Source organism: Acidithiobacillus sp. HP-2, from assembly GCF_015100155.1.
Classification (GTDB): domain Bacteria; phylum Pseudomonadota; class Gammaproteobacteria; order Acidithiobacillales; family Acidithiobacillaceae; genus Acidithiobacillus.
Genome location: NZ_JACKZA010000011.1, coordinates 15,121 through 31,619, shown reverse-complemented (window position 1 = coordinate 31,619; position 16,499 = coordinate 15,121). Strand labels below are relative to the sequence as shown.

Below are 16,499 nucleotides of genomic sequence, written 5' to 3'. Positions count from 1 at the left end.
TCTATTCCTCAGAGACCTGCGGGAATAGCTGCTGCATTAAGCCTTTTTTGTGGGTTTTGAGGGCTTCGAGCTTTTGGGTTTGGGCGGTGATGAGGTCATCGAGGCTGGTTAGGCAGGAGGCGATGCGGTGTTGTTCATCGATCGTCGGAAATTTAACCTTAAATTCACTCAGTGCTTCTTTCGTAATCGTCTTGATAATCCCTCCTGGAGCTTGCTCCTTTTCTATATCAAAGAGGTTTTGAATGACGCGGGCAAAAAAGATTTTTTCTATGGGTTTCCTAAAGCTCTCAAATATGAGCAGTGTCCTATCAATGTAAGCATCATAGTGAGTGATCGCAACTCTGCCTATTGAGCCCTGCAACGTAACAATTAATGTGCCTTCTGGAATGAAGACGCTTTTTTCAGCCGCTAATTTGCTTATTCTATTTTTAGTTTTACCTTTAAGCCTAAAGTCATCACCAACATCGAAAACCTGAATGAAAGGCATCCCGTTTTTTTCGTCATACCATTCTGGCAGCCCATAAGGCTGAGGAAAACTCCCTCGCCTAAATGTAGCTATATCGTCCAACGTGCCATCTTCCCACTCCCCAGCATTTTCAAATTCAGGAAAACGAAGACGGGGTTGTGTTTCTCCTTCGCGGGGGAAAAGTTGCTGCATCAGCCCTTTTTTATGGGCCTTGAGACTATCGAGCTTTTGCGCCTCCAGCGTGATCAGGTCGTCGAGGGAGGAAAGGCAGTCGGCGATTTTTTGTTGTTCGAGAATGGATGTTTTACCGCTAGGTATCGGCACTGGTAAGGCAAGTAAATCGTCATCGGTGATACTTAGCGACCCATGAGCACGAGCACCGACCTCTATAAACCTCCGTAACCACTTACCATGCAGATTATCGAGAAATAGATAGTTCATGTATTGTGGAACAGGCGACTCACCTTTAATGTGAAAACATGTGAAAATGCTGTTTGGTACAGCAGCAAGTTCGTCGCCTAAATACAATGCGATAAATCCCTCCGGATACTCTTTGGTTGCACTCTTGTTGTAAGCGAAGTAATTTTTTTTAAGAATTAGATAATTAGAATATGAACTTCCAGCGATTATCCGCCCGAACTTTTCCATCTGGCTAACAAGTCCAACGCCAGAGGTAATGCTCATGGGGATACAGGAAGCATCTTTGACCTTTTCAGCGCTAATTTTTGCGACAATACCAAGCTGTTTTTCTTCCCACTCTCCCGCTGCCCGAAACTCTGGAAACCGCAACCTGGGCAAGAATTCACTGTGTTTTGTTCCGCTCATCCGTTGTGTTTTCCCTGTTCTTCCTGCCGTAGCGGGTGATCCACACTTAATCCATCGATCTGCAAAAGTTTTGTTTCCAGACGCGTGGTAGCCGCGTTCTTGGACTGTTTATTGTTCATAAGCCTCCAGCCCCGAAATCTCCCGTCCCTGAGCCTGTTTATGCAGCAAGGGAATCAAATCCTGCATGAGGGCAGATTCTTTCTGCGTGCGGGCTTTCCAACCCAACTGCAGCGGCGCCAGTAATTCACTGAGCTGTTCCCCATCAAAAATCATCCGGCTCAGGGTCTGCGCCATGAAGTCCTGAAGGGCTTGGACATCCAGTCCATGCGCCTGGGCAATTTCTTGTACGCGCTGCTGTTGCTTCTGCTTCTTGAAGTGTTCAAAACCTTCCCTGATAGCCGATTCATCCAATCCCTTACCCGCTTTCAGGGTATCAATGTAGGCGGTGATCTCTTCCCGATCATCCAGGAACTGGGCATCAGATTGAATCAATCCCACCAGTGCTTCCCGATTCATGGTTTGTTTGCCCGGTGTGGGGTTCGTGTAACGACTGATCAGGGTCATGATGTAGTCGTAATCAATTACGGCCGAGGCAAAAAGGACAAACTCAAAATCCAGTTGCTCGACTTCCGGACTGGTCTGCTCGCGGTTTTGTGCTCTTTGCTCGCGTAATCGCTGTGCCGTATCCAGATACACCCCCCGAAACCCCTGCAAGGTTTCTGGCGGAACCATCTGTTCAATGCATTCCCGTTCTTCGGGCGTTAAATCCGTGTATTGATCCAATTGGGTTTTGCAACGCTGTACTTCTTTGAAGCACTGTATGAACTGACAGCGCGCTGCATCGCCCTGCAACTGCGGTACGGCTTCAGGGGCAGCGGGTAATCCCTGTGACTGCAGAAAGGTCTCTAATTGCCCCAGAGCACCTTGCAGACGGTCGATGACTACCGGGGCTTTATCCACCAACCAGATTTTCTTGGCCTGTTCCCCGGATTGTCCGGAGAACAGGCTGATGGCGGTGTCTACGGCTGATTGTTGCTGGCGAAAGTCGAGAATGTTCCCATAGGGCTTGGTGTCATTGAGCACCCGATTAGTGCGGGAGAACGCCTGAATCAGTCCGTGGTACTTGAGATTCTTGTCCACATAGAGGGTATTGAGATAGGCAGAATCAAAACCGGTGAGGAGCATATCCACCACAATGGTGATATCGATTTTCTGGGTATGGGGCAGATCGGTATGGGGATACTGCTGATCCTTGATGCGCTTTTGGACATCCTGATAGTAGAGATCGAATTCCCCGATACGGTGGCTCGTACCATAGCGGTGATTGTACATGGCCATAATGGCCTGTAAGGCGGCTTTCTTGCGATCCGGATCCTGGGCATTGTCGGCTTTCTCCTGGGGCAGGTCTTCCTGGATTTGCAGGACATCCTGATTCCCTTCCGGTGGTGGCGAGAAAACACAGGCAATGTTCAGCGGTTGATAGTCGGGGTTTTCGGCCTGTTTCTCGGCCTGCATGGTCTCGAACAGGGTGTGGTATTCAATGGCATCGACAATGGATGCGGTGGCCAGCAGAGCATTGAACTTGCGTCCAGCGGTAGCAGCATCATGCTTGGAGAGAATCGCTTCGACGATGGCGCGTTTGGCCAGGGCTTCACCCGGTTTCGGTGCCTGTTTCCCTTCGGGCTTGTAGTAGTCGATATGAAAGCGCAGGACATTGAGGTCATCAATGGCGTGGGTGATGGTGTAGGCATGAAGCTGCTGCTGGAAGATGTCGGCGGTGGTGCGATAGGAAGCGTGTTCTCCCTCGATCTGCTGGTAATTGGCGTTCTGCTCAAAGATCGGGGTGCCCGTAAAACCAAAAAGCTGGGCATTCGGGAAGAATGACTTGATGGCCTGATGGTTCTCGCCAAACTGGGAGCGGTGACATTCATCGAAAATGAAGACCATGCGCTTATGCCGTAAGGGTTCCAGTTTGTCCTTGTAGTGGTAGCGATGATTCCCATCCAAGGCCAAACCGAGTTTCTGGATGGTGGTCACAATGACCTTATCGGCATAGTCGTCAGAAAGCAGACGGCTCACCAAGGTACCGGTGTGGGTGTTGGCTTCTACACAGTTTTCCTGAAAGCGGTTGAATTCATCGCGGGTCTGGCGGTCGAGGTCTTTACGGTCCACCACAAACAGGCATTTGTCGATATCGGGGTTGTCTTTGAGGAGGGTCGAGGCTTTGAACGAGGTCAGAGTTTTGCCACTGCCGGTGGTGTGCCAGATATAGCCATTACCGCGATGCTGGTGAATACAGTCCACGATCGCCTTAACCGCGTAGATTTGATACGGCCGCATCATCAGCAGTTTTTGTTCGCTCGCGACCAGTACCATGTAGCGGCTGATCATCTCTCCCAGGGTGCATTTCGCCAGAAAGGCGTCGGCAAAATCATCCAGATGGGTGATCTTGCTGTTGTCTTCCCGTGCGAACTGGTAGAGGGGTAAAAAGCGTTCCTCGGCATTGAAGGCAAAATGTCGGCTGTTGTTATTGGCGAAGTACCAGGTATCACTGCGGTTACTGACGATGAACAGTTGTAGAAAACAGAGCAGGGTCTTGGCATAGCCGTTACCGGGATCATGCTTATATTCGACGATTTGCTGAATAGCGCGACGGGGGCTGATCTGCAGGGTTTTGAGCTCGATCTGGACGACGGGTACGCCATTGATGAGTAGCATCACGTCATAGCGATGATGGCTGTAATCGGTGTTGATGCGCAGCTGATGAATCACTTCAAAGGTGTTTTTGCACCAGTCCTTGATGTTGACCAGGGTATAGTGCAGCGCCGTACCGTCATCGCGCTCGAAATGGTTGCGTTCCCGCAGAATGCGAGACGCCGCATACACATCGGGGGTCACAATCGTCTCCAGCAATCGGGCAAATTCGCTATCGCTCAGGGAAACGTGATTCAGGGCTTCGAAATGATGCCGGAAGTTGGCTTCCAGTGCGGCCCGATCATGAATATCCGGGCGATAGCTGTACTTCAAATCGCCCAGTTTCTGGATGAGGGCTTCTTCGATTTCTTGTTCGGTCATGTTGCGGGATGCGGCTTCCTGTAAACACTCCCGTGCATGGTGCGAGCTTCAGGGGCTTTCGTCAATTTTTGTAGGGATGTAGAAACCAGAAATGGTTCAGAAGGAGGGTTTGTGCCGGGAGGGACCATCCTCATCGAAGGTGCCGCCGTTACCCGAAGCCATGGCCCAGATTAAAGCGGCAATCCAGCCTAATACCGTCCAGCCCAGAAAGAGGTCCAGGAGCGTGATGGCAGTGAGGTATGGACTGCCTATGGTCCAGGCCATAAAGATTGGAAGCGCATAGATCAGTGCCGCGATGACAAAGGCCGTTATCAGCAAAAACAGAAAACCCGCGCGACTATCCATCATCCAGTGCATCATGAGCGGCATCCTTTTTTCTATGGGCAGGCCAACACAATCAAGTCTGCGAAAGCAGCAGAAGTCTTTCCTTACTGATGATCTTACAAATCTGGGACGTGGGCGTAAATAAGCTTTTACTGTTATCCCGATTCATGCACATGACCGGATGGGTTTTTACCCACAGATCTGGAAAAGCCTCATCGGGTTGTGACAGGATGCATTTTTTGCATTGAGGTTGGGATACATGCTGCGGACCTTCTTCACCAGCGACAGTCATTTCGGGCATGCCAACATCATTCTTTATTGCCAGCGGCCTTTTGCAGATGCTGATGAGATGGACAGTGCATTAATCCGTATCTGGAACAGCGTGGTGGACCCTCGGGATACCGTCTATCACCTGGGCGATTTTTCCATGCTCAAGCCAGACCAAATCGCGCTGCTTCTGAACAAGCTGAATGGCACCAAACACCTGATTCGCGGAAACCACGATCCTGTCCATTCCAATCAGATCAAGGGGTGGTCCAGCGTACAGGAAATGACCAAGATTCATGTAGAGGAAAAGAGCGTTTTTCTGTGCCATTACCCGATGCGGGAATGGCCGGGCATGTGGAATGGCACGATTCATTTATACGGTCATGTGCATGGCAACTTCCAACCGCAACCGGGTTCTATGGAAGTCAGTGCGGATGTTTGGGGTGGCAGGCCCGTGCAACTTGCCGATATTTGCGATGCGCTGGGACCCTTTGATCCGGAAGTCGCCAAGAGGCATCGTGCAGATGTTTTGCGATTGCGGAAATGGGACTGAATTTTTGATGTGAGGTGTCACGCTCATTCCGGTTATACCGCTTACCATAAATAAATATATTAATAGATAGATACGGGTGCACCGAATAGGTGCTGGTCGGAAGAGCCAGCTACACCGAATTGGTACACCCTAACTTTTGAAAGGCAGCGGGCGTGAGACCGTCCTTGGCATGTTCCGGGCAGGCCACATACCAGTAACCGTCACGGACCAATAAGGTGCCCGGCAAACCGCAGTGCTCACAGATCCGGCGGGAGCGATTCTCATATTCCTCGACGATCTGAAACAGGGTATGTTTCTGCCGGTCCGGCAGCACGCCGTCATAGCCATAATAATAACGCATTGTCCCGAATTTCTGTTTGACTTCATGGACGTGAATACGGATGCCATGCTCCTGAGCGTAGGTTTCCAGCGTCTGTGACAAGGTACAAAGCAATGGATACCAGCCGTCTTCGCACCAGAAATGATTTTCCCGGTAGTGGCTGTACAGTACGGGATAATCCCGCCGCAGGGCCTGTTCCAAGGCGATATCCATATGCTTTCTCCCCCTTATTTCTTTAGAGCACGGGCACATTGCCCAGCGTTACGCGCTCCATCCCGGTGGCCGTAGTCATCCAGCCCTGCTGTTCCTGATGGCAAAACAGGGTCAAACCCTGATTGCGATATTTTTCGGGCTGGTCCAGATGGGCGGCCCCCGTATCCAGAAACACATGTCCGGCGACTTGCAATAAACGGCCTTCCCGGGGTGGCGTGATGGTATGACCCACATAAGTCCGGGATAACGCGTTCGGAACGATGGGGATTTCATGGGACAGGGCATAACGCAAACTCCGTCCCCACAATAAATGATCTTCCTAAGTCCCCGTTGCGTCATAACCGATGACCGGATGCGCCTCCTGCCAACGGGGATGGGTGTCTGCTGCGAGATCGGTATCATTCCAGCACACGGCCATCATATTCTCCCGTTCTGCAGCCAGATCGGCGTGCAGCACCTGAAAACGCCCTGCCGGTGTCCTATTCTCTGCGTCAACGATGCGGACCAATGGCACCTGTGCAAGGGCTGATCGCCACTGTTCAAGGCGTTCTTCCTCACTGCGATACAGACGCAGCCAATCCCATCCGCCGTTTTGGTTGAAAAGATCGGCGTAGGCTGCCGTCCGTTGGGATTCAGCCCGCTCCATCTCCCGCAAACAGCTCAGATTCAAGGTCGCCAACAGCATGGCGTCGTGATTGCCCAGCACCGGATAAAACCAGGGGGCATCCAACAGATCCAGTGCTGCGGCACTGTTTGGACCCCGATCCACCAGATCGCCCACGCTGAACAGGCGATCCGTATCGACATCAAAGCGCACCTGATCCATGAGCCGATAGAGAACATCGGGATGACCATGCAGATCCCCGACGATAAAGTCCCGGCCCTGCAGATTGGCTGGGTGCATGATGATACGCGGGTTCATGAATTTTTCTCCTCCAGGGCAATGACCTGATCCAACTGTACGCCGGTCCCCTCTCTCGGGTAGCCGAAGGCATTGGACAAAATGCGCACTGCACCAATGGAGTAATCCACGGCATGGTGGGTATGTCCATGCATCCACAGCCCGACATCCTGATCACCGCAGCGTGCCATATTTTCTTCAATGGAAGTATCGCGATGCTGTTCCGTTATCCATCTGTGCCCTCGCTTCCAGTTGCAGCAAAGAACGTGTGGTGACCCCCAGTTGCCGTAGTGAACCGGGATTGCGCCGAAACTGCCGCCGCAAGCCCTCGACAATCTCTGGTGGCAATGCAGGCAATGCCCAAGTTTCCGTGCCCAGATCCCGCGCAATTTCCTGGAGGGTGTTCGTAAAAATACGATCAAAGTCCCGGCTTTCGGGTTCGTCCACGCGAACGATGGTAAAACGCGCGCGCAAGGGTTTGGGCAGATCACGCAGGTCATTGGCCGTGGCCACCCAGTTGACGGCCGAATAATCCACCGGTCCCAACAAATACTCATCGGTGACGCAGCGGGCGGTGGTCGGTTCCAGCATGGTCAGCAGGGTTTCCCAAAGGCGGCCATTGTGTTTGCTGGTACCGACTTTTTCGATTTCATCCAGACAGACCAACGGATTGGCCTGACGGTTTTCGCGCATGAATTCGACCAGATAACCTGCCCGTGCGGTACTCCACCCTCGTGCCGTGCCTTTGAGCATCATGTTATCGTTCATCCCTGCCATCATCAAAAAGGTCGTGGGCAATCCCAGGGTCTTCCCCAGACTTTGCACAAAGCGGCTTTTGCCGAGTCCGGGATTGCCAACCAGCAAGAGGGGGCGGAATTTCAATACCGGATGCCTCGTCACATGATGCAGTGCCCATTCATTCTCAAGCTTGTCTATGGCCGGCACCATCCAGGGATAGTCCTGGCGCAAACCTTCCGCCCAGGAAGGGCTATCCGGCCAGGTCTGTAAAGGCAGTGGGCCAAGCAAGGTTTTGAAGCGGGACAATGCCTGATTTTCCTTGGCATCATTTCCGGGGGTAATGCTACCCAGTATTTGCCGACTGTATTCTGGAATTGGTTCATTCTGGGTCAATAACCGCTCTGCCTGCCATTGCAGACCAATCAATGACAGCTCATCACAAGAGGCCGCCTGCATGCAGTCCGACACTTCTTTCGCCAAGGCCGCGTCCTGTAGGGCAATAGCCGCTCTTAAACCCAATTCAAAAGCCACCGAAGACAGCTTCTCGAAGCGCCGATTCTGGTTCTTCCAGAGGAAATCCCCACGTTTCTCTTCGCTCTGCCATTTCCGGAACGCCTGTAACCAGCGGGGATCGTAGGCCGTCTGGCCCGAAGCAATATGGAGCTGCAACAGCAGTATCTGACCCATGAAGGACCCCCACTCTGCCCCGATCATCAACCACTGTTCGGCAATCTGCGCGTCATTGGGCAGGCGGTCATCATCTGCCAGATAGCAACGTCCGATATCCACCAAGCCTTCGCGCAGGCTCAGTTCGACGGGCGTTTTTGGATCACGCGCGGACATCGAGTCGAAATCCTTGTCCAGCAGGTTTTGTTCAATGCCATTCCAGATGGACAGAAAAACCTCTGAACGCTTTTTACCAGCGGCTTTCACGTCCTGTTTGAGTTTTTCGCCGAGTGCGAGGAGTTGATCTTTGTAGGGTGTAGTCATGTCAGCCTCCTTTTTGTGGAATGACAGTAGTGCGTAGTATATCTAATATGTACATAGATTTCAAATGTACTGTACTATAACAACACGCGGTTTTTATTTTTTCGTTAGACGCACAATCCGCTCCTTCTTCCATCAATGCCGACAACTCTGACGAGATTTGTTGCGCCATGGTCTGGTCTGGACGATGAATTTCTGCAGGGAGGGGGTGCTGATACTTTTTGGGTTGGGAGTGAAATGGTTAACACTTTGTTAAACTTTTAACTGGACACTGCCCGATTGGGCTGCCCTGTAGTTCTTCTACTGAAGGGCTGGTTCAGACCGATAGCGGTCATTTATTCCCGGATATCCGCAAAGAAGCCATCACCAGCCGCCCATTGCTGTTATCCGCCATAGGCCGGAGCACGAAACATGCGCGGGTCAGACTCAGATTTACCTGACACTCATGCATGCCACACAACAAGGTAGAACGCGGGATCTAGAATACTCGCAAAGGGTTACGGATGGTTCGGCAGACTGCGGAGCAGCCCCTTGGACGCTCCCCCTTGACACTCCACATCAGCTATATCATCGTGCAAATCACCCAAAAACTATGGTCCTCACCGGGGGGCTTCATCCGGTGAGGTTATTCTCTGGCGTCGGGTCCTTCATGCCTGAACCGGAGGCTTCAATGATCGTGGCAGGAACGTTGTCGGCATCGAAGTAAAGGAGCCGATTTCGGCCCAATCTTCAACTCCGTGGCGGACAAACTCAATCTCTAAAGCCCACACCATAACAAAACTTTGCTACAATTAGGAGTGTTTAGTGGTTTTTGACGTCTACCTGAAGATATAAGGCCTATGATTATCAAAGCAATATGCTGCACCTGTGGCGGCGAAGCGGTTTTTTTTACCAGAATTAATTCAAATTCAAGTAGAGGCTTTGTGTATTCAGCCTCTGCATTGGTCTGAATGCGCAACATGCTCATTCTTTGGGCTGCTCTCATGCTGGCGGCCTGTAACTCTGCGTTATTGCGAGGGAGAATCAATGCTACATACTGAGTTGGTGTCTACAGGAAAATTATCTAAGGAACAGGTTTCTACTACCGAAAAGAATAAAAAATTTTCAAAGCAGACTCAGGCGTGGTCAGAAAGCATGTTGTGCGTATGAATTAAGTTTATAAGCCTATCCTACAGGCTTAGGCGGCTGAAACATTATCGAAGGAGTTCTTTATGAGTCATTTGCTGGATCGCCTGAAGTATTTAGTTCGTTACCACGAATCCTTCTCGGATGGACATGGTGTCAAATTGCAGGATGATCGCCTCTGGGAAGACGCATATCGGCATCGCTGGCGGTATGACAAGGTAGTGCGCACGACTCATGGTGTAAACTGTACAGGCGGTTGCAGTTGGAATGTCCATGTCAAAAACGGGCTGGTTGTTTTTGAGATGCAGGCACATGATTACCCGCAAACGCGCCCAGACCTACCCAACCACGAACCTCGCGGTTGTCAACGAGGTGCCAGTTTTTCCTGGTATTTATATAGTCCTCATCGTATCAAATACCCCATGATCCGTGCACGGTTGCTGGAACTATATCGCCATGAAAGAGCCACGGGGAAAGATCCAGTAGAAGCTTGGAGAGCTATTCAGGAAGACCCAAAAAAACGCAGTAGTTACATCGCGGTGCGTGGATTGGGCGGTTTTGTCCGCAGTAGCTGGGATGAAATCAACGAAATCATTGCGGCTGCGAATATTTATACCATATTACGTTACGGACCTGATCGTATCGCTGGATTCTCTGTCATTCCTGCAATGTCGATGATCAGCTACGCTGCTGGAACACGGTATCTTTCATTGATTGGGGGCGTACCACTGAGTTTCTATGATTGGTATTGCGACCTCCCACCATCTTCACCTCAAGTCTGGGGAGAGCAGACCGACGTACCAGAATCAGCCGATTGGTATAATTCTACCTATATCATCGTAGCTGGAACCAATATTCCGGCGACACGTACCCCTGATGCCCATTTTTATTCTGAAGTCAGATATAAAGGTACCAAAGTCGTCGCGATAGCCCCAGATTATGCGGAATACGTAAAATTTGCCGATGAGTGGTTACCTGTACGAGCGGGCACCGATGCTGCGTTATTTTTAGCAATGGGTCATGTGGTATTACAGGAATTCTTTTTGCAAAAAAAGGCATCCTATTTTCAAGATTATGCAAGACAATTCACTGACCTGCCGATGCAAATACTCTTAAGACCGTTGGATGATACCCGATACACCAGCGATCGCTTTTTACGGGCCTCTGATTTTGATAATCAGCTAGGTCAAAATGAAAATCCCGAATGGAAAACTATCGTTTATGATTCGAAAAGCGAGAGTTATCGATGCCCCAAAGGATCCATAGGTTTTCGGTGGAGTCAAACTGAGGGTAACTGGAACCTGCTACAAGAAGATGCGACAACGAACGAATACATTGAGGCAGAATTATCCTGCTTAGGTTTACAAGATATCGTGCTCCAAGTGGTTTTTCCTGATTATGGCAATAGTGACGGCCAAGCAAAGCTGGTTGAACGCAAGATCCCGGCGCGCCGTTTACAAACTACGCATGGTGAACAATTTGTTTGTTCCGTCTTTGATCTGTTGCTTGCACAATATGGCGTCAACCGTGCCGAAATCGAAGGCACGACCGATGCAAACTATACAGATAGCAATCAGCTTTTCACTCCAGCTTGGCAGCAAGGCATTACCGGTATTCCACAAGAGAATTGCATAAGAATCGCGCAAGAGTTTGCGGAAAACGCCGTGCTTACACAAGGGAAGTCCATGGTGATTGTCGGTGCCGGAACCAATCATTGGTACCATAACGATATGAATTATCGGTCAATTATTAATCTTGTGCATCTTTGTGGATGTGTTGGTCAAAGTGGTGGAGGCTGGGCACATTATGTTGGTCAGGAAGCACTTCGACCCCAAGCTGGGTGGTTACCTTTGGCTTTTGCTGGCGACTGGCATCTACACTCGCGCCAAGCAGCGGGGACTAGTTACTGGTATTTACATACGGACCAATGGCGCTATGAGCGCGTCACCGCTGATAGCCTCATGCATCCTGCCGCAAAAGCCAGCTACAAAGGCCACACATTGGCAGATTACAATATTGTGGCCGAGCGTTTGGGATGGCTTCCCGCCGCACCCCACTTTCAAAGTAACCCATTAGATATCGCCGAAGCCGCCAGCCAGGATTCAAAAGGTGTTGCGGATTATGTTGCTCATGAACTTCATAACGGACATCTCACTTTTGCCAGTGAAGATATTGACCACCAAGAGAATTGGCCGCGCAATCTGTTCGTCTGGCGCAGTAACCTGATCGGTACCAACGCGAAAGGTCATGAATACTTTCTCAAGCATCTTCTCGGGGCCGAAAATGCCGTGCTGGGAGAAGATGGCTCGGGTAGAGCTTCGCAAGAAATCCAGTGGCACGAGAAAGCCCCCGTTGGCAAGCTGGACTTAATGATAGATATCAACTTTAGGTTAAATAGCACTGGGGCCTATGCGGATATTATCCTGCCAACGGCTACATGGTACGAAAAGGACGACCTGAACACCACAGACATGCATCCCTTCATCCACCCTCTTGGTGCTGCAGTGGATCCAGGTTGGGAAAGTCGCAGCGATTGGCAGATTTTTCGGCATTTAGCCAAAAGTTTTTCAACACTTGCTGAAAAACATCTCGGGAAAAGAAAGGATTTGCTTGCTATTTCACTACTTCACGATACCCCTAATGAGCTGGGACAAGCTGTGGGAGTCAGCGATTGGAAACGTGAAGGAAAAATTCCAGAGCCTGGACGTACTTGTCCAAATTTTGAAATTGTGGAACGTGATTATCCGCATATTTATGAACAGTACAGCAGCATTGGACCGCTGCTGGCCACTCACGGCAATGGTGCAAAGGGCGAGCATTGGGAGACCGGGCAAGAAATTTCGGAATTGCTGGCGATTAACGGAACATTCCCTTCTTCAGGAAAGGGTAAAGAAGACGCTCGCCCCTCCCTTGAGAGTGATATCAACGCATGCAATATGGTTCTTCATCTCTCCCCGGAGACTAACGGAGAAGTGGCGCATAAAGGATGGCTGTCGTTGAGCACCAAAACTGGACTTTCTCTAACCAAACTTGCCAACGATCGCCGGGGTGAGAAATTTAGCTTTCATGACTTGCAAGTACAACCCCGAAAGGTGATTTCATCTCCTTCATGGAGTGGTCTGATGTCGGAAGAAGTCAGTTACAATGCTGGATATGTAAATGTGCACTATGCCACGCCCTATAGAACACTCACCGGACGTGGTCAGTTTTATCTGGATCATGAATGGATGTTGGATTTTGGTGAAGGTCTTTGTACCTATCGCCCGCCTTTAACCACACACGCCGTCGCAGGCTTGCCTGAGGCCATCGCCCAACAGGGTGGCATCGTATTACGGTTTCTTACGCCACACGACAAATGGGGAATTCATAGCACCTATCATGACGATTTGCGCATGATGCATCTTTCCCGAGGGGGTCCCCATATCTGGCTCAGCGAGAAAGATGCCGATCAGCTTAAAATATCTGACAACGACTGGTTAGAAGCAGTTAATGAAAATGGTGCCCTTATGGCACGTGCGGTGGTGAGCCAACGCATTCCAGAAGGGGTGGCCATCATGTATCACCAACAGGAAAAAACACTGAATGTTCCAGGTGCGCCAAGCACAGGTAAACGTGGTGGCATCAATAACAGCGCTACACGAGTAATTGTAAAGCCGACCCATATGATCGGTGGCTATGCACAACTCGCCTGGACACTGAATTATTATGGACCTGTCGGAAGTCAGCGCGATGCTGAAGTACTGATTCGCAAGGTAAACGATGCACAAATCTCGTGGATGGAAAAGCAGTTAGGCTCGGATCTAGAGACAGAACTGCGTCAAGCAGTGGAGGAAAGTCAATGAAAGTACGTGCACAATTTGCTCTCGTTTTTAATCTAGATAAGTGCATCGGTTGTCATACATGCTCGGTGACCTGCAAAAATACCTGGACCAACCGTCGAGGAACGGAATATATCTGGTTCAATAATGTCGAAACCAAACCAGGAATAGGTTATCCCAAAAACTGGGAAAATCAAGACCAATGGCATGGCGGGTGGATATTGAAGAATGGTAAGTTATCCCTAAAACAAGGTGGTCGTTTCTGGGAGCTGATGACTATTTTTGCCAATCCACATTTACCCGAGATTTTGGACTACTACGAACCTTTTACGTACGACTATGCACATCTCCTCAATGCACAATTATCAGAAACAGCACCGGTCGCACGCCCAGTTTCACTGGTGAGCGGTCAGGTTATGGAAAAAATTGAATGGAGTGCGAACTGGGAAGATCAATTGGGTGGTACTTATCAAACGCGATCTGTAGATTACAATCTTAGAGATGTCCCAGGCAAAGACCTTTTGGGGGAATTCGAGAAAACCTTTCTTTTTTATTTACCACGCATGTGTAACCATTGCTTAAATCCGGCCTGCGTTGCTGCGTGCCCTTCTGGGGCCATTTATAAACGAGAAGAGGATGGCATTGTTCTTATTGATCAGGATCGCTGTCGCGGTTGGCGTATGTGTATCTCTGCGTGCCCATATAAAAAGGTATATTTCAATTGGGACTCCGGTAAATCGGAAAAATGTATTGCTTGCTATCCCCGAGTTGAATCAGGATTGCCAACTATCTGCTCAGACACCTGTGTGGGACGTATACGGTACAATGGCATTATGTTGTACGATGCGGACCGCATTGCTGAACTGGCCGGCACGACTGAAGAAAAGGATCTTTATGAAGCACAAATGAACATTTTTCTTAACCCGCACGATCCAGAGGTAATCGCACAAGCACGCCTCGATGACGTTCCTGATTCCTGGATTGATGCAGCACAGCGCTCGCCTATTTACAAAATGGCGATGGACTGGAAAATAGCACTACCTTTGCATCCTGAATTCCGAACCCTCCCCATGGTCTGGTATATCCCACCTTTATCACCTATGGGGCGCGAAATATCACCACGAAATATTCCGAGTAAGGCAGAGGACATAATCCCACGCTTGGAATCATTGCGTATACCAATCGACTATCTAGCCAGTCTTTTTACGGCGGGGAACCATAAGCCAGTAATCGCATCGTTGAAAAAACTCATTGCAATGCGAGCCTATCAGCGCAGTCTACATGTTCAAGGCGTGCCTAATACAGAGGTTTTAGACGGAGCCGATTTGGACGAGGCCACCGCTCAGGATATGTATCGGTATCTGGCCATAGCCAATTATGAAGATCGGTTTGTGATCCCTACCAGCCATCAGGAAACCATGATGGATGATCCATATGATTTTCAGGGACAAAATGGCTTTGTGTTTGGTAACGAAAGTAGTGCGGGTATCAGCGCTGGAGAGCTATTCCCAAGGCGTCGCAAAGAAACACCAGCGGCGAACGTGCAGCCGCTCCATTTCGTTCGGCACCGGGGAAACGTATGAGTATCTTTCATCAACCCATTTTGCACGTTGTGGCACTGCTACTGGATTATCCAGACGACGAACTCCTACAGAACCTACCAGAGATCGCCTTCGCACTAGAATCACTAGACAATGCGCACAAGAAAGAAGTTATTATGTTGCACGATCATATAAAGTGGATGCAAAGTCTGGCCCCTTTGCAATTAGAAGCTTTATATGTGAATACATTTGACTGGAATCCCAGTTGCGACCTGCATCTGAGTAATCACATCCTTCCTGAGGATGATCGTGGCCGAGGCGACGTTCTCGTCCGACTTCTTGAATACTACTCTACTTATGGATGGGCTCCAGGTGCTCGGGCGTTGCCAGACTTCCTACCTGTTGTTTTGGATTTCGCGGCAACCTTAGAGATAGAGGAGTCTTACATCTTTCTGAGCAGCGCAGACGAAAGTATTCAGATATTGCGAAACAATCTTTCAGAAATACAGAGTCCCTATGCCCGTTTATTAGAACCAGTACTGTATCGCAGTCATTTTCTTTCACCTATTTCATCAGGAGTTTCTGTATGATCTGGTCTTGGAATACCTTCTTGTTTGGCATCTATCCTTACATAGCCGGAACAATATTCTTGTTGGGTTCAATTATTCGTTATGAACGTGAGCAAGCCGGCTGGACTAGCTATTCCAGCCAGATTTTAGCATCGAAACGCTATATGATGTGGGCGAGTAATCTCTGGCATATAGGCATACTGACGCTTTTTCTCGGACATTTTACGGGATTTCTGACCGACATCCTGGAATGGCTAGGTTTAGATCCTGTCGAGCATCAATGGCTTGCTGCTAGCGCAGGTATCACAGCCGGAGTGGTGGCAATGGTTGGTGGAGTCATGCTTTTATTACGCAGGGTGCTTGATCCAAAGGTGCGTTACGCTAGTCGTCCTATGGATATTATTATATTGGTATGGTTATTGATAACACTTTGCTTTGGTTTGGGCACCCAATTCATCAGTGTGCCCGAAGTGATTCATGATCATGTCCAAAATATGGAAATACTTATTCATTATGTTCGAAGCATTGCCGAGTTTCAAGCCAATCCGCAACTCATTATAAACATTCCATTGATCTATAAGGTGCACATGTTTTGTGGATTTACTGTATTTCTCCTTTTTCCTTTCAGTAGGCTTGTGCATATTTGGACTGCACCATTAAATTATGTTGTCAGACCTTATCAGCTGGTACGCTCAAAAATTCGCTCCGTCGTATAAAAGTGATGACCTTGGTATTTCACCGAATTTGTTGGGGAAAGAAAAGGTTGTTTAATTATCAT

14 protein-coding genes are annotated in these 16,499 nt (G+C 49.5%); 5 read left to right on the top strand and 9 right to left on the bottom strand.

Translation table 11 applies throughout. The annotated features are described in order from the left end of the window. Position 1: 1 nt before the first annotated feature. The 4 genes from H7F11_RS09980 to H7F11_RS09970 form a co-directional block, all read right to left on the bottom strand. A complete protein-coding gene (locus tag H7F11_RS09980) occupies positions 2-1,291 on the bottom strand; it encodes a restriction endonuclease subunit S (protein WP_193640419.1) in 1,290 nt (429 codons plus the stop codon). After that, positions 1,288-1,410 (bottom strand): hypothetical protein, encoded by a 123-nt coding sequence (locus tag H7F11_RS16965; protein WP_264674693.1) that lies wholly within the window; start codon positions 1,408-1,410, stop codon positions 1,288-1,290. Before H7F11_RS16965 ends, H7F11_RS09980 begins: the two co-directional genes overlap by 4 nt. Further along, positions 1,400-4,366, bottom strand: coding sequence for a type I restriction endonuclease subunit R (locus tag H7F11_RS09975; RefSeq protein WP_193640418.1), 2,967 nt, complete (start codon positions 4,364-4,366; stop codon positions 1,400-1,402). The genes H7F11_RS16965 and H7F11_RS09975 overlap by 11 nt, the downstream gene beginning before the upstream one ends. Before the next feature lie 96 nt (positions 4,367-4,462). Beyond that, positions 4,463-4,726 carry a superinfection immunity protein gene (locus H7F11_RS09970; protein WP_193640417.1) on the bottom strand — a complete coding sequence of 88 codons (264 nt, stop codon included), beginning with the start codon at positions 4,724-4,726 and terminating at the stop codon, positions 4,463-4,465. A gap of 223 nt (positions 4,727-4,949) precedes the next feature. On the opposite strand from H7F11_RS09970, the gene H7F11_RS09965 reads away from it, so the two are divergent. Continuing rightward, positions 4,950-5,510 (top strand): metallophosphoesterase, encoded by a 561-nt coding sequence (locus tag H7F11_RS09965; protein WP_193640416.1) that lies wholly within the window; start codon positions 4,950-4,952, stop codon positions 5,508-5,510. 109 nt (positions 5,511-5,619) lie between these two features. Here H7F11_RS09965 and H7F11_RS09960 read toward each other — a convergent pair whose 3' ends face one another. The 5 genes from H7F11_RS09960 to H7F11_RS09940 are packed head-to-tail and all read right to left on the bottom strand — an operon-like array spanning position 5,620 to position 8,671. After that, a complete protein-coding gene (locus H7F11_RS09960) occupies positions 5,620-6,042 on the bottom strand; it encodes a hypothetical protein (protein ID WP_193640415.1) in 423 nt (140 codons plus the stop codon). A 22-nt stretch (positions 6,043-6,064) separates the two neighbouring features. Continuing rightward, positions 6,065-6,349, bottom strand: a complete 285-nt coding sequence (locus H7F11_RS09955; RefSeq protein ID WP_193640414.1) for a hypothetical protein — start codon at positions 6,347-6,349, stop codon at positions 6,065-6,067. Positions 6,350-6,361: 12 nt separating this feature from the next. Then, the gene (locus H7F11_RS09950; protein WP_193650719.1) at positions 6,362-6,964 is read right to left on the bottom strand and encodes a metallophosphoesterase; all 603 of its coding nucleotides are present in this window, start codon (positions 6,962-6,964) and stop codon (positions 6,362-6,364) included. Continuing rightward, positions 6,961-7,134, bottom strand: coding sequence for a hypothetical protein (locus H7F11_RS09945; protein WP_193640993.1), 174 nt, complete (start codon positions 7,132-7,134; stop codon positions 6,961-6,963). The genes H7F11_RS09950 and H7F11_RS09945 overlap by 4 nt, the downstream gene beginning before the upstream one ends. Before the next feature lie 7 nt (positions 7,135-7,141). Then, entirely contained in the window at positions 7,142-8,671 is a 1,530-nt protein-coding gene (locus H7F11_RS09940; RefSeq protein ID WP_193650718.1) for an AAA family ATPase, read from the bottom strand. A 1,208-nt stretch (positions 8,672-9,879) separates the two neighbouring features. On the opposite strand from H7F11_RS09940, the gene H7F11_RS09935 reads away from it, so the two are divergent. Genes H7F11_RS09935 through narI form a run of 4 tightly spaced genes read left to right on the top strand, consistent with a single transcriptional unit; the run spans position 9,880 to position 16,437 of the window. Next, entirely contained in the window at positions 9,880-13,635 is a 3,756-nt protein-coding gene (locus H7F11_RS09935) for a nitrate reductase subunit alpha (protein ID WP_193640078.1), read from the top strand. After that, a complete protein-coding gene (gene narH / locus H7F11_RS09930; protein WP_193640077.1) occupies positions 13,632-15,194 on the top strand; it encodes a nitrate reductase subunit beta in 1,563 nt (520 codons plus the stop codon). The genes H7F11_RS09935 and narH overlap by 4 nt, the downstream gene beginning before the upstream one ends. After that, positions 15,191-15,742 carry a nitrate reductase molybdenum cofactor assembly chaperone gene (gene narJ, locus H7F11_RS09925; RefSeq protein WP_035219302.1) on the top strand — a complete coding sequence of 184 codons (552 nt, stop codon included), beginning with the start codon at positions 15,191-15,193 and terminating at the stop codon, positions 15,740-15,742. Before narH ends, narJ begins: the two co-directional genes overlap by 4 nt. Further along, positions 15,739-16,437: a respiratory nitrate reductase subunit gamma gene (narI, locus tag H7F11_RS09920; protein WP_193640076.1), complete on the top strand. Its 699-nt coding sequence runs from the start codon at positions 15,739-15,741 to the stop codon at positions 16,435-16,437. The genes narJ and narI overlap by 4 nt, the downstream gene beginning before the upstream one ends. Positions 16,438-16,499 lie beyond the last annotated feature (62 nt).

Excerpts from the sequence above, each read along its gene's own strand:
- H7F11_RS09980 (WP_193640419.1), bottom strand. The coding sequence starts at position 1,291 with ATGAGCGGAACAAAACACAGTGAATTCTTGCCCAGGTTGCGGTTTCCA.
- H7F11_RS16965 (WP_264674693.1), bottom strand. The coding sequence starts at position 1,410 with ATGAACAATAAACAGTCCAAGAACGCGGCTACCACGCGTCTGGAAACA.
- H7F11_RS09975 (WP_193640418.1), bottom strand. The coding sequence starts at position 4,366 with ATGACCGAACAAGAAATCGAAGAAGCCCTCATCCAGAAACTGGGCGAT.
- H7F11_RS09970 (WP_193640417.1), bottom strand. The coding sequence starts at position 4,726 with ATGATGCACTGGATGATGGATAGTCGCGCGGGTTTTCTGTTTTTGCTG.
- H7F11_RS09965 (WP_193640416.1), top strand. The coding sequence starts at position 4,950 with ATGCTGCGGACCTTCTTCACCAGCGACAGTCATTTCGGGCATGCCAAC.
- H7F11_RS09960 (WP_193640415.1), bottom strand. The coding sequence starts at position 6,042 with ATGGATATCGCCTTGGAACAGGCCCTGCGGCGGGATTATCCCGTACTG.
- H7F11_RS09950 (WP_193650719.1), bottom strand. The coding sequence starts at position 6,964 with ATGAACCCGCGTATCATCATGCACCCAGCCAATCTGCAGGGCCGGGAC.
- H7F11_RS09945 (WP_193640993.1), bottom strand. The coding sequence starts at position 7,134 with ATGGCACGCTGCGGTGATCAGGATGTCGGGCTGTGGATGCATGGACAT.
- H7F11_RS09940 (WP_193650718.1), bottom strand. The coding sequence starts at position 8,671 with ATGACTACACCCTACAAAGATCAACTCCTCGCACTCGGCGAAAAACTC.
- H7F11_RS09935 (WP_193640078.1), top strand. The coding sequence starts at position 9,880 with ATGAGTCATTTGCTGGATCGCCTGAAGTATTTAGTTCGTTACCACGAA.
- narH (WP_193640077.1), top strand. The coding sequence starts at position 13,632 with ATGAAAGTACGTGCACAATTTGCTCTCGTTTTTAATCTAGATAAGTGC.
- narJ (WP_035219302.1), top strand. The coding sequence starts at position 15,191 with ATGAGTATCTTTCATCAACCCATTTTGCACGTTGTGGCACTGCTACTG.
- narI (WP_193640076.1), top strand. The coding sequence starts at position 15,739 with ATGATCTGGTCTTGGAATACCTTCTTGTTTGGCATCTATCCTTACATA.